Source organism: Allobosea sp. 05T422_2, assembly GCF_056396265.1.
In genome coordinates this window covers 1-12,586 of sequence record NZ_JBFTLD010000198.1, presented here as the reverse complement: position 1 = coordinate 12,586, position 12,586 = coordinate 1, and the positions used below count along the sequence as shown (strand labels likewise).

The 12,586-nt window shown below is 64.2% G+C and carries 11 protein-coding genes; 4 read left to right on the top strand and 7 right to left on the bottom strand.

The window, feature by feature from the left end:
• Window positions 1-12: 12 nt before the first annotated feature.
• From AC1DJT_RS26130 to AC1DJT_RS26100, 7 genes are all read right to left on the bottom strand, one after another.
• Window positions 13-219 (bottom strand): hypothetical protein, encoded by a 207-nt coding sequence (locus tag AC1DJT_RS26130; RefSeq protein ID WP_476769582.1) that lies wholly within the window; start codon window positions 217-219, stop codon window positions 13-15.
• A 290-nt stretch (window positions 220-509) separates the two neighbouring features.
• Entirely contained in the window at window positions 510-1,478 is a 969-nt protein-coding gene (locus AC1DJT_RS26125; protein WP_476769568.1) for a M14 family metallopeptidase, read from the bottom strand.
• 76 nt (window positions 1,479-1,554) lie between these two features.
• Window positions 1,555-2,760 carry an NAD(P)/FAD-dependent oxidoreductase gene (locus tag AC1DJT_RS26120; RefSeq protein WP_476833013.1) on the bottom strand — a complete coding sequence of 402 codons (1,206 nt, stop codon included), beginning with the start codon at window positions 2,758-2,760 and terminating at the stop codon, window positions 1,555-1,557.
• 3 nt (window positions 2,761-2,763) lie between these two features.
• Window positions 2,764-3,882 carry an ABC transporter ATP-binding protein gene (locus tag AC1DJT_RS26115; RefSeq protein ID WP_476769566.1) on the bottom strand — a complete coding sequence of 373 codons (1,119 nt, stop codon included), beginning with the start codon at window positions 3,880-3,882 and terminating at the stop codon, window positions 2,764-2,766.
• A complete protein-coding gene (locus AC1DJT_RS26110) occupies window positions 3,879-5,846 on the bottom strand; it encodes a dipeptide/oligopeptide/nickel ABC transporter permease/ATP-binding protein (protein ID WP_441508818.1) in 1,968 nt (655 codons plus the stop codon). Before AC1DJT_RS26110 ends, AC1DJT_RS26115 begins: the two co-directional genes overlap by 4 nt.
• On the bottom strand, window positions 5,843-6,769 hold the full coding sequence (locus tag AC1DJT_RS26105; protein ID WP_476769565.1) for an ABC transporter permease: 927 nt from the start codon (window positions 6,767-6,769) through the stop codon (window positions 5,843-5,845). The genes AC1DJT_RS26110 and AC1DJT_RS26105 overlap by 4 nt, the downstream gene beginning before the upstream one ends.
• A gap of 24 nt (window positions 6,770-6,793) precedes the next feature.
• Window positions 6,794-8,326, bottom strand: coding sequence for an ABC transporter substrate-binding protein (locus AC1DJT_RS26100; RefSeq protein WP_476835178.1), 1,533 nt, complete (start codon window positions 8,324-8,326; stop codon window positions 6,794-6,796).
• Between the two features lie 232 nt (window positions 8,327-8,558).
• Here AC1DJT_RS26100 and AC1DJT_RS26095 point away from each other — a divergent pair, with 232 nt between their 5' ends.
• The 4 genes from AC1DJT_RS26095 to AC1DJT_RS26080 form a co-directional block, all read left to right on the top strand.
• A complete protein-coding gene (locus tag AC1DJT_RS26095; protein WP_476769563.1) occupies window positions 8,559-9,464 on the top strand; it encodes a LysR family transcriptional regulator in 906 nt (301 codons plus the stop codon).
• Window positions 9,465-9,620: 156 nt separating this feature from the next.
• Window positions 9,621-10,520 (top strand): LysR substrate-binding domain-containing protein, encoded by a 900-nt coding sequence (locus AC1DJT_RS26090; RefSeq protein ID WP_476769562.1) that lies wholly within the window; start codon window positions 9,621-9,623, stop codon window positions 10,518-10,520.
• Between the two features lie 212 nt (window positions 10,521-10,732).
• The gene (locus AC1DJT_RS26085) at window positions 10,733-11,701 is read left to right on the top strand and encodes an ABC transporter permease (RefSeq protein WP_476825881.1); all 969 of its coding nucleotides are present in this window, start codon (window positions 10,733-10,735) and stop codon (window positions 11,699-11,701) included.
• A 4-nt stretch (window positions 11,702-11,705) separates the two neighbouring features.
• Window positions 11,706-12,586 (top strand): ABC transporter permease (locus tag AC1DJT_RS26080; RefSeq protein WP_476835177.1); only part of this gene is annotated, 881 nt, incomplete at its 3' end.

The following is a 12,586-nucleotide window of genomic DNA, read 5'->3' as shown; positions in this document are numbered from 1 at the left end:
CATTCAACTCTGTCAACGCCGAGGTCCGGTATGGGCCGAGGCTGTGTGCAAACGCGCTGACGGCGTTTGAGCGGCGAGCGGCGTGAACGCGTGACGAGATCGGGCGCAGGCGCGGATCGCTTCCATCAGCGACTTGGCACCGATGATGGCGATGACGCGTTTGAGGTTATAGGCGAGGACGTGGAGCCCGATCTCGGTCTTCTGGCCTGCGGTTCGCAATCCTCGCTCCTGAGTGAGCGCATGAAGCTGAATGGCCCCAATTGGCTTCCTCCCGAGCCCTTCAGGGGTTTGGGTGCAACGGCCCAGATCGCCTGGGAACAATGGCTTGCCGGAGCGGAACGCTGATCCGGTGCGCGATACCGCCCCTGCAGGGACGGGCGGCATCGTGGGCAGGGGGGCGCTGAGGACGATATGGGGGCCCAAGCTCCGTTCGATCCATCGGATCGAAGCGGGCGACAACACTCGGCCCGCCAGATCGCTCCGCTACGTCCGGCAGGCCGAACGTCGGCTTATCCTTTGATCGGCGTACCTACATTGCCGATCAACTGCTTAGCCGACACGTAGGCGTGCTCCGTCTGGCGCAGCACATAGCCCGGCATCGGACTGAGGATCTCCTCCGGGGCGCTGCGCGCTCCTGCCGTCGGATGCAGCAGCGCCACGCGCTGGCCCTTCGTGACCTCGTCACCGAGCGCGACGAGATGTTCGACGAGGCCCGCTCGCGACGCCAGGTACTGGCCTTCCGGCCCGGCCGTGAAATGCACGCCGGCGAAGGGGAGGGGCTCCAGCATCGGCTTGATCGCGCCGAAATCGGCCAGCGCGCGCAGCAGCCCTTCTTCCATGATCGTTAACTCGGATGATTTCATGCGCCCGCCGCCACCCTCGACCTCGATGGAGGCCAGATCGGCAAGTTTCGCGGCGCCGCAGGCAGTTTCGTCGATTCCGTCGACATGCTGCACGAAACGATAGCCCCATGCCTCCATCAGGCGGTTCAGGCGGGCGTCGTCGACGGTGCTTTTCGCCGTCGTGAAGCCGAAGACCATGGGCACGACCGAGACATCGCTGCCGCCGGCATGGACGTCGATCAAAAGGTCGACAGCCGGAAACAGCACTTCTGCGGCGAACGCGCAGAGCCGCTCGGTTGGCGTGCCGTCGGCCTTGCCGGGGAAAAAGCGATTCATGTTCTGTCCATCGATGGGCGAGAGGCGCTTGCCCTTCTGTGAGGCGGGGAAATTGAGGGACGGCACGATGATCACGCGCCCGGTCACGTCAGCGGGTTCGAGCCGCTCCGCAAGTCGCCGCAGGACGATCTGCGCCTCGTATTCGTCACCATGGATGCCGCCGCAGAGCAGGACGGAGGGGCCCTTGCCGTTATTGATGCAGCAGACGAAATCACCGGTGACGCCGTCGAGGGCACCGGCGATCGGCCCGAGATCGTAGTTGAACTTGCCGGGGCGGGTCGCGTCGAATTCAGGAAGCATAGCCGTGTCCTTCCGACCGACAGGGACAGCAAGCCAAGGCTGTACCCGTCGGCGCTGGTTTCAGATGGATGGTGGTTCAGGCGGCGGCGCGGCCGAGCGGCGCGGCGGCAAGCATCGCGGCCGGCTTGTGAAACCGCGCCGGGGAGAAGGGCTCCAGGACCTCTGGCTTCACGCCGGAGATCAGCCATTCCGTGAAGAACTTGGTGAACCCCAGCGAGATCGCGAAGCCATGGCCGGACCAGCCATAGCCATAGATGGTGTTGGCCAGGCCCTCCGCCTGTCCGATCAGCGGAATGTGGTCGACGGCGACGGTATCGACCCGCGACGCGTCCGCCTTGAGGAAGGTCGAGTTGTCGATGAAGGGCAGGGTCAGGATCGCATCGGTCACGTTCTGCGTCATGGCACTCAGCGAGCCTTTCCAGAGGCCCTCCGGTGTATGGGCGACATGGGCGCCGCCCGACAGCATGATCGTTCCATCCGGGAGTTGCTTGACCGCGAGGCGCCGATGGGCGTGCGAGAGAAGATGATTGACCGTCTTCTTCAACGGGTTCGAGACGTAGTGCATCTGCGGCATGAGGTTCCAGACCGGCCCGAGCTCATGCGGCTTGAGAACAGGCTTCAGCAGCGTCTCCGCGCCGGCATTGGCGACCACCACCAGCCGCTCTCCGACCGGGACTATCTCGCCGTCGGCGAGCTTCACGGCGGTGGCGACCCCGCGCGCATGCAGGATCTCGACGACCTTGGCGCCCGTGCGGATCACCGCTCCGGCCTTCGTCGCCTGCGCTGCGAATTGCAGCGTTGCGAATGTGTGGTCGCCGACGCCGTCATTGGGGCAGTAGATCGCGCCGATGATACCGGGGGCGAGCTCGGGTTCCCGAGCCAGCGCCTCATCGCGCGTCAGGACCTGCGAAGGCGTACCGAGCCGCGCCTGTGCGGCGGCGTTTGCCGCCATGCGCCCGAGCACTTCGTGTTCGCGATGGCCATACGAGACGTCGTAGACCTGCAGGCCACCGAGGCGGCGGAACCCGACACCGCCCTCGAAACTCTCCTGATAGTCGCCCCAAAGCTTCAGGGCGACGGCGCAGATGGGCAATTCGCGCAGGTCGCGGCCATTGGCGCGCACGCCGCGCTCGCCCGGTCCGCCGGAGGCGCCGCCGGCGATTTCGCCGGCCTCGAGGAGCGTCACTGTCTTGCCGGCGCTCGCCAGTTGATAGGCCAGGCTCGTGCCGTAAATGCCCCCGCCAACGATGACGATTTCGGAGGCATTGCTGTGATCGGACATCGATCAGTTCCTTATGTTGCTTCGGTGGTCAAAGTCGGGGAGGCGTTCATCCGCGAAGTGACAGGTCGCGGTGCTGCGGCCTCCCGGCGCAGGCAGGGATGGTGGAGGATCCTCGGCGCAGGGACGTGGCACGCGTCCATCGGCGGTTTCGACGACCGTGGTCGCTCCGATGGCGAGCCGCCGCGCCAAGGGGCAGCGTGTGTGGAAACTGCAGCCCGGCGGAATCGCGAGCGGGCTCGGAATCGAGCCCTCCAGCACCGGCGCTGGCCGGTCGCGGGAGATCGGGGCGGAGTGGCCGGCGATCGCCATCAGGCTTTGCGTATAGGGGTGGCGGGGTGCGCCGCAGACCTCGCCGACATCGCCTTGCTCGACGAAGCGGCCGAGATACATCACGCCGACGGCATCGGCCATATGTTCGACCAGGGCCAGATCATGCGTGATGATCACGTAGGTCAGAGCAAGCTTGGCCTGAAGATCGGCCAGGAGATTGATGATCTGTGCCTGGACCGAAACGTCGAGCGCGCTGACCGGCTCGTCGAGGACGAGCACCTCCGGCTCGCAGATGATTGCTCGGGCGATGGCAACGCGCTGGCGTTGTCCGCCGGACAATTCATGCGGGTAGCGCCCCAGATGGGCCAGGTTGAGACCGACCAGCCCAATCACCGTCTTGATCCGGTCGAGCTTGGCTGTGCGTTCGCGATGGAGCCCGTGCACGGTTAGCGCTTCACAGAGCGTATCGAACACGGTCATCCGCGGATCAAGCGAGGCCCTCGGATCCTGCAGGACGAGCTGAACCTTGCGGCGCATCGTGCGCAGGCCGGCTGAATCTAGCGTCGAGAGCGGCACGCCATCGATCGTGACCTCGCCCTCGGTCGGTCGCAGCAGCCCGACGACGAGCCGTGCCAGCGAGCTCTTGCCGGAGCCGGATTCTCCCACGATGGCGAAGCAGGTTCCGCGCTGGACGCGGAATGAAACCCTGTCGACGGCCCGTACCACAGGCGCCGCCACACCGCTCAGAAAGCGCCGCCTGCCACCGAAATGCCGGCTGACATCCGCGACTATAACGATGTCGTCGGTGTCGGTTCCGGGGACGCGAGGTGGGAGTGGGAAGGGCGCGTTCATCGCGTTGCCTCCTCGGCAAAGACGCAGGCCACGTCGCGGCCGGCGACGGCCCGGAGACCAGGCTCGCTTGAGGCGCATTCCGCCCGGTTGGCGCTGCGCTGGCAGCGGGGACGGAATGAGCAGCCCGATGGCAGGCGACCGATCAGCGGCGGCTCGCCAGCGATGGTCCGCAGATGCCGGCCTCGGCCTTCGCTGCCACCCGGCGCCGACGCGCGCAGTGCCTGAGTATACGGATGGAGCGGTCGCTCCAGCACGCTCGCAACATCGCCGCTTTCGACGAGCCGGCCCGCATACATCACCGCAACGTCGTCGGCGAAGCGCGCGACCAGGTTGAGATCATGGGTCACGAGCAGAATGGCCATGCCACGCTTCTTCTGGATCTCGGTCAGCAGGACGAGGATCTGCTGCTGGATCGTCACGTCGAGCGCACTGGTCGGCTCGTCGGCGAGCAGCACTTCGGGGTTCTGAGCAAGGGCGATGGCGATGACGATGCGCTGCTTCATGCCGCCGGAGAACTGGTGCGGGTACATGTCGAGCCGGCGCTCGGGATCGGCGATATTCACGTCGCGCAGCAGTGCAATGCAGCGCTGCCGCACGGTCTCCGAGTCGAGCCGGGAGCCGGCCGTGACCGCCTCGGCGAGCTGGTTGCCAATGGTGAGCACGGGGTTCAATGCGCTTGCCGCATCCTGGAACACAATGCCGACCTTGCGGCGTCGCAGATCGCGCAGGGCGGCGGGGCCGAGGCCCAATGCCGGCTCGCCCCCGATGCGGATAGCGCCTGCCGTAATCGCAACTTCCTGCGGATTGACCAAGGTGCCGACTGCCCTCAGCAGCGTCGACTTGCCGGAGCCGGATTCACCGACCACCGCCAGAGTCCGGCCCGGCTTGATCGCGAGATCGACACCGCGCACAACCTCGAGAAGGCCCTCGCCCGTGCGGTAGGCGATGCGCAAGCCACGAACTGAAACGGCCAGGTCGGTCGCTTTCTCCGCGGATTGCTGCTGCGCTTCGCCTGGCGGAGGGCGGCGCCGCAACAGGCTAAGAATCGGAGGCCTGCGGGCGACACGCCGGCTCGTCGGATCGTAAATCGTACGCAGAGCGTCTCCGAGCAAATTGAAGGCTAGCGCCGAGACGGCGAGGAAGAGCCCAGGGAACGTCGCGAGATAGGGATGGCTGCGAATATAGGAGCGGCTCTCCCCCAGCATCGTTCCCCATTCGGGGAAGGGCGGCTGGGTGCCGAGTCCGAGGAAGCCGAGGCCCGAGGCGGAGAGCAGGGTCGAAGCGAACAGCAAGGTCGACAGCGTCAGAAGCGTGCCGGAGATGTTCGGCAGCACATGGCGCAGGATCACCCGCACCGGATTGGCGCCCAGCGCGATCGAGCCTTCGATATAGGGCTCGGCGAGGATGCTGAGTGTCACCGCCCTTGCCGTGCGCGCAAAGACCGGGATCGCAACGATGCCGACCGCGATGATGACGTTCTGCATATTGGCGCCGAGGATCGCGACGACCGCCAGCGCAAAGACGATATCGGGGAAGCTCAGCATGACATCGATGGCGCGCATCACCGCGGCTTCGATCCAGCCCCTCCGCCAGGCGGCGAGGACGCCGAGCGGCACGCCGACCAGAAAGGCCACGGCGACGCCGCCTACTCCGATGCCCAGCGTCGCACGGGCGCCGACCAGGACGCGGCTGAAAACATCGCGGCCGAGCTGGTCGGTGCCGAACCAATGCGCGGCGGAAGGTGGCCGCAGGGTCTGGGCGAAGTTCTGGCGAAAGGCATCCTGAGGCGCCAGCATAGGCCCGAAGATCGCGAGCAGCAGGTAGAGCGTGACAAGCGTCAGGCCTACGACGCCTTTCGGCTGTGAAAGGATGCGTCGCAGCAGCAGCCAGCGCGACTGCGGTGCAAAGGCGTCAAGGGGTGCCGCTCTTTCAGGTGCGGAGAGCACGTTCGGCATGATGCTCATGTCGCCCGCTCCTGCTCGCGCGTGCGGGGGTCGAGCCACTGGGTCAGCAGGTCGGTGACGAGATTGATGATCACGAAGAAGAACGCGAACATCAGGATGGCATACTGGATCACCGGATAGTCGGCGCGGGAGACCGCATCGACGAGCAGGCGACCGACGCCTGGAATGCCAAACACGGTTTCGGTGACGACCGAGCCGCCCAGCATGCCGCCAAACTGTACGCCGGCGACGCTGACCGCAGCGATCAGCGAATTGCGCAGCGCATGGAACAGGACGACGCGGGTCTCGCTGAGCCCCTTGGCCCGGGCGGTATCGAGATAGTCCTTGCCCATCGATTCCAGCAGGCTCGTGGCGACGAGGCGGCTGAACATCGCTGCCGGGCGCGTCGCGATGACGAGGATCGGGAGGACGAAATGGGCAGGCGTCGAGGCGCCGGCCGCGGGCAGCCAGCCGAGATTGACCGCGAAGAGCCAGATGCAAAGCAGGCCCAGCCAATAGATCGGCATCGAGATGCCGGCGAGCGTGAGCACCGTGATCGCAGCATCGGCGAGCCCGCCCGGCCGCATGGCGCAGACGATGCCGGCAATCGTGCCGACGACAAGACCGAGTGCGAGCCCGCCGATCGAGACGATCAACGTATTCGGCAGCCGCTCCGAGAGCTCGACGACGACGGGGCGGTGCGTTCGGAAGGACGTCGCAGCGGATGGATCCCAGATGCCGCGCAGAAACTGGCCGTACCGCGTGAGAAGCGGCTCGTTCAGGCCGAGGAATTTGCGGATGCTCTCGATCTCTTCGTTCGAGGCGGTCGGCCCGGCGAGGATCTGGGCCGGATCGCCCGGTATCAGGTCGACGAAGAGGAAGACGAGCAGGGAAACCGCAAAGAGCGTCGGCAGCGCGCTGCCCAGGCGTTTGAGAACGAACATTGCCGCTTCTCCGCTATGCAAGCCTCACTTCAGCGTGACCTTGTCGAAGACCAGCGTCTCGTTCGGCTGGATCGCCAGACCCTGAACGCGGTTGGCTACGCCCAGCGCCTGGGTCTGGTACCAGAGGAAGAGGAAGGGCTGGTCGCTCCAGACAATGTTCTGGATCTCGCCATAGATCTCCTTCTGCTTTGCCGGGTCGGTCGCCATGCGTCCCTCCTTCAGCAATGCATCGACGCGCGGATTTGTGTAGCCGGTTCGGTTCGCGCCGACGCCGGTGAAGAACAGGCGGTAGAGCGTATAGTCCATGCCCGCGGTGGCGCGGCCGACCATGCCCATGTTGTCGGTGCGCTGGGCCGGCTCCATGCCGACGACCTTGGTCCAGGTGCCGCGGTCGACAACGATGGGAGTCGCCTTGATCCCGATATCCTCGAATGAGCCGGCGAGGGCCTGGCAGACCTGCGAATCCTTGATGTAGCGACCGGTAGGGCAGGTGAAGCTGAGCGTGAGCTGGCCCGGCTTGTAGCCGGCCTCGGCGAGCAGTTTCTTGGCGCCTTCAGGGTCGAAGGCGATCGGCGGGAAGGTCTTGCGCAGTTCGTCCTGAGTGCCTGGGCCGACCATGCCGACGGATGGTGTGCCCAGTCCGCCAAGAATTCCCTTGGTGATGCCTTCACGATCGATCGCGAGGTTCAAGGCCTTGCGCACGCGCGGGTCGGCGAGCGGCCCGCGCAGCACCATCTCCATGTTGATGGAGAACATGCTGGGTGGGTTGATGACCTTGGCGTCCTTCAAGGCATTGATCGCCGGCATGGATTCAGGTGGTACGCGTTCGACGACATCGACGCTCCCGGTTTCCAGAAGCGCCATGCGGGAGCCGTMTTCGGGAACGACAGTGAAGTCGATGGCCTTGAGCGTCGCCGGATAGTCGCCGGAATAGGAAGGGTTGGGGACGAGCCTGAAGCCTTCGCCACCGATGAATTTCTCGACCATGTAAGGGCCGGAGCCGATGGGCTTTCGGCCATATTCTGCGCCCATGGCCTGCAGCGCCTTGACGTTGACGATGCTGGCGGCCGTGTTGGACAGCAGCATCAGGATATGCCCGTTCGGCTCAGCGAGGTGGAACTCGACGGTATCCTCGCCTACCGCTTTGATCGTCCCGAGCGAGGCATAGAGGCCGCGATAGATCGAGCCGGTCTTCTCGTCGAGCATGCGGTTGAAGCTTGCCGCAACGGCCTCGGCGTTCAGCGGGTCGCCGTTGCTGAATTTCCTGCCTGTCCGGATCTTCACCGTGAAGACCTTCCCATCGGGCGAGAAGGCATGGTCTGTCGCAAGATTCTTCTGGACGTTGTTCTGCGGATCGAGCCGGAAGAGGCCCTCCATGACGGCCAGATCAACCGCATTCCCGACCGGAAGATCATTGAAGGCGGGATCGAAGGTAGCCGGGTCCGCWCCGACCGCGATGCGAAGGATGCCGGCCGGCTGCGCCTGCACCTGGAGGGCCATGATCGACACGCCGGCGGAGAGAGCGGCGACGTAGCAGGATCGACGAAGGTTGCGCATGTTCGACTGTTCCCCAAGCTCGCAAAGATATCGTTCCATGACGGCGCAGCCGGGCGAATGCCCCGCCTAACGCTATGGAGGGATTGCTGTTTTTGCTTCCTTGGTCGCTTTCGCGCCGCGATTGGATCKGGCGCAGCAAAGTCAGCGACGGCCTTTAGAGAACCACACGCATTGATCTGCCTCAAATTCATAATTATGCGATGTATATGAACTGAGGTTATGGCGAGGCCGCATGAATTATCGGCAGGTGGAGGTTTTCAAGGCGATCATGGACTCCGGCTCCATTACGGAGGCGGCGACCATGCTGCGGATCTCGCAGCCGGCGGTCAGCAAGGCGCTGAAACTGCTCGAAGACGAACTCGGGTTGCGGCTCTTCTCGCGAACCACGAAGGGGATCGCTGCAACGGAAGAAGCGCGGGCGCTCTACACGGAAGTCGAGCGCACCTATTTCGGTATGCAGAATCTGGCGCGCTTCGCCGCTAGTCTGCGCGACCGCAAGCAGGGCCGCATCGTGGTCAGCACGATTCCAGCGCTGGGGCTCGCCTGGCTCCCGGCCATGGTTGCGCGGTTTTCCGCAGCCCATCCGGATGTCACCATCTCGCTGCAATCCAGCAATTCCACCGACGCCGCCCGGCTTGTCGGTACTGGCGAGATCGATCTCGGCATCGCCCAGCTGCGAAGCGAGGAATACAATCTGTCGCGCCGCAAGCTGTTCGACCTCGAAGGCGTCATCGCCTTGCCGGAAAGGCATCGATTGACGAGCAGGTCGGAAATCAGGGCGGAAGACCTCGCCGACGAGGCCATTGTCGGGCTCGGATTGGATGACGAATTCCGGCGCCGGCTATCCCAGGCGCTCGATGGCGCGAGCGTGCGATACCGCTCGATGATCGATGCAAGCCTGGGCGTCACGGTTTGCACCCTCGTCGCCGCAGGATGTGGCGTGGGCATCGTCGACAGCGAGGCCGCTCGCACCCAGGCCGGGAAGGGGCTTGTGTTTCGTGCGTTCAGCCCGAGGATACGCGTGCCGATCTATCTGTTCCGCCAGCGCGGGCGCCCCACCAGCAAACTGGTGGAGGCGTTCAGTGCCAGCTTGTTGCCGCCGGCGCCCTTTCGAGGGGGCGATCGCGGGGATGACTGACGGCTGCATCCTTCAGGCTTCGTCGTGCCTGACTATCGGCTGAGCMGGGTTTTGGCTCTGCATGGGCCGGGCAAGGGTCGCAGTTTGGAATCGACAGGGTGCGCGGACGCACGGTGATCTCGGGTTTCTCAATCACGAGCAAGGAGCGGGGCATTGATGAATCTCAGGCATGTCGAGCTTTTCCGTCACATCATGAAGTTCGGAACGCTCACGCAGGCGGGCGAGATCATGGCCATCTCGCAGCCAGCGGCGAGCAAGATGCTCTTCCAGCTCGAGAGGTCGACGGGGATCACCCTGTTCCAGCGCACCAAGGGACGGCTCAAGCCGACGCGCGACGGCGAACTGTTCTTCGCGGAGGTCCAGCGGACCTGGGAAAGCATCGAGCGGCTTGAACGGATGTCGAAGGACATCAGTCAGATGCGCTTCGGCCGCCTCAATCTGGGCGTGAAACCGGCGCTGGCCGGCACGCTGATGCCGCCGCTGATCGCGCGTTTCCGCCGCAAACACGAGAATACGACGATATCGCTGCACTCGCGCAGTTCCGAGCGCGTGATCGAATGGGCCATTGCCGGGCAGATCGATCTCGGCATAACCAATACGTCGACGCCGCATCCCAATGTCGCGTGCCGCGTCATGGCGCGCATACCTGGCGTCTGCATCGTTCCGGAACAGCATAAGCTCGCGGGGCGCAGCGACGTGCGGCCTGAGGATTTCGACGGAGAGGATTATGTCTCGATCGGCGCGATCGAGCGCAGCACGATCATCGAGAAGGCTTTTGATGCTGCCGGCGTGCGGTTGCGGATCATGATCGAGGCGCCGATGGCGCATTTGACCTGTGCTCTGGTCGCGAACGGGGCGGCTGTCGCCATCGTCGACGAGATCAATGCGCTGGCCTTTCGCGGCCGCGGCCTCGTCGTGAAGCCCTTTCTGCCGGAGATCTCCTTCCCCGTCTGGCACCTGCGGCCCCTCAGCCTGAGCAGCTCCTCCCTTGCCGAGGCCTTGACCCGCGATCTCGAGGACGAATTCGAGCGGCTTGGCTATCGGGCCGAAGCTTAAGCACCGCTTGGAGGCTGGGCCGGTCGAAGGCCTAACTCATAACCTGAAGGAATGAACTAGCAAAAACATATTCTTTGACGGCCTATTTTTCGGCCCATACGCTCCTTGTCATTGACGTAGATCAAACAGAAACCGCCAGTTCCATTCGCGCCTAACAACGCTGTGGAGCGAATGAGATCTGCTGTCCCGTTGACTTGGAGAAATATTCGCCGATGCGGATTTTCGTCTTCCTGACGAGAAGAATGATCTTTGCAGCCCTGCTGATGCTGGGCGTCAGTGCGGCGATCTTCTTTCTGGTCAATTCGATCGGCAACCCGATCGAATTGATGATGGCGGAAACACCCGGCATGACCGGCGAGGTGATCGATCGGATGAAGGCCTATTACGGGCTCGATCATCCGCCGATGACGCGCTACCTGCTCTGGCTGAGCCGGATCGTCCAACTCGATTTCGGCACCAGCATCGTCTACAACCAGCCTGTCGGCTCGCTCATCCTGACCTGGGGTTGGCAGACCCTCAAGATTCAGCTTCCCGCGATCCTGATCGCCCTTGCGGTCGCGATCCTGTTCGGTGTCACGGCGGCGCGCCGACAACACTCGCGCTCCGATTTCGCGGTGATGGCCACGGCGCTGCTGGGGCAGTCGCTGCCAGCCTTCTTCCTTGGCATCCTGTTGATCTTCATCTTCTCGTACAGCCTGGACTGGCTGCCGAGCTACGGCGCCTATTCGACCCGCAATCCTCTCTGGGGCAGCCCGACGCTCGATGCGCTCTGGCACATGGTCCTGCCGGTCGCGATGTTGACCTTCTTCAACACCGCGACGCTGACGCTCCTGATGCGCTCGAATATGGTCGATGTGCTGAAGAGCGACTTCATCGCGGCGATGCGCGCGAGTGGCATCCCCGAGCGGCGCGTCATCTATGTGCACGCACTGCGCGCCGCCTTCATCCCGATGCTGACCTATTTGGGCCTCCTGATTGGCCTGATGCTGGGCACGGCGCCGGTAACCGAATCCGTCTTCACCTGGCCGGGGCTCGGATATCTCTACATCTCCGCGATCCATCAGCTCGACTATCCCGTCATCATGGGGGCGAGCGCGGTCATCGCCTTCATGCTGATCTGCACCACCCTGCTGACGGACGTCATCTACGTCTTCATCGACCCCCGCATCAGCCTGGAGTGAGCATGTGAGCGATCAGACGATCACGGCTCATCCGCCGTCTTCCGCAAGGCCGGCCCGCCGTCCGGTCAAGGGCATCTGGCGGCAGGGCTGGCAGCGCTTCGCCCGTAGCCGCACCGGCATGCTCGGACTCATCCTGGTCCTCCTCGTCGTCGCGACCGCCGTCATCGGGCCATTCATTGCGCCCTTCGATCCGCAGGACCAGAGCCCGATGATCGACCCCGGTGCAAAGGCGCCGCCGAGCTGGGTCCACCCGCTGGGGACGGACCGCATGGGCTATGATGTCGCCAGCCGTGTGATCTACGGCGCGCCGACGGCACTTGCCGTCGGGCTTGGAGCCATGTCGATCGCCTCGCTGATCGGTGTTCTGGTCGGCGGCGTTGCCGGCTATCGCGGGGGCACCACGGATGAGGTGCTGATGCGCTTCACCGATTTCTTCCTCGTGATTCCGATGTTTGTCGTCATCCTCGCCGTCATTCGCCTGCTCGGCGTGGCGGTCGTCAACACGCCCTTCGAAAGCGTGCCGTATCTCAATCTCGGCGTCATCATCCTGCTGATCGGCGTCTTCTCCTGGGCTCCGATCGCTCGGATGACGCGTGCCGAGTTCCTGCGGCTGAAGAACCAGGAATTCGTCGAGGCTGCGCGCTGCATCGGCGCTACTTCGGGCGATATCCTCTTCCGCCACATTCTTCCGAACGCCTTGCCATCCCTTGTCGTCATCGTGGCGCTCGGCATCGGCGGGGCCGTGCTGGCGGAGGCGATGATCGGCTTCCTCGGTTTCGGCKATCCGGCCGCGGTGAGCTGGGGGCAATTGCTCTACTTCAATTACGAGGCACTGAAAGTGGCTCCCTGGGCATCGCTCAGCCCGGGTGTCGCCATCTTCATCAC

What these genes read in the sequence shown, in the direction of transcription:
- AC1DJT_RS26090 (WP_476769562.1), top strand. Translation starts at nt 9,621, where the DNA reads ATGAATCTCAGGCATGTCGAGCTTTTCCGTCACATCATGAAGTTCGGA.
- AC1DJT_RS26105 (WP_476769565.1), bottom strand. Translation starts at nt 6,769, where the DNA reads ATGTTCGTTCTCAAACGCCTGGGCAGCGCGCTGCCGACGCTCTTTGCG.
- AC1DJT_RS26120 (WP_476833013.1), bottom strand. Translation starts at nt 2,760, where the DNA reads ATGTCCGATCACAGCAATGCCTCCGAAATCGTCATCGTTGGCGGGGGC.
- AC1DJT_RS26115 (WP_476769566.1), bottom strand. Translation starts at nt 3,882, where the DNA reads ATGAACGCGCCCTTCCCACTCCCACCTCGCGTCCCCGGAACCGACACC.
- AC1DJT_RS26110 (WP_441508818.1), bottom strand. Translation starts at nt 5,846, where the DNA reads ATGAGCATCATGCCGAACGTGCTCTCCGCACCTGAAAGAGCGGCACCC.
- AC1DJT_RS26095 (WP_476769563.1), top strand. Translation starts at nt 8,559, where the DNA reads ATGAATTATCGGCAGGTGGAGGTTTTCAAGGCGATCATGGACTCCGGC.
- AC1DJT_RS26125 (WP_476769568.1), bottom strand. Translation starts at nt 1,478, where the DNA reads ATGCTTCCTGAATTCGACGCGACCCGCCCCGGCAAGTTCAACTACGAT.
- AC1DJT_RS26085 (WP_476825881.1), top strand. Translation starts at nt 10,733, where the DNA reads ATGCGGATTTTCGTCTTCCTGACGAGAAGAATGATCTTTGCAGCCCTG.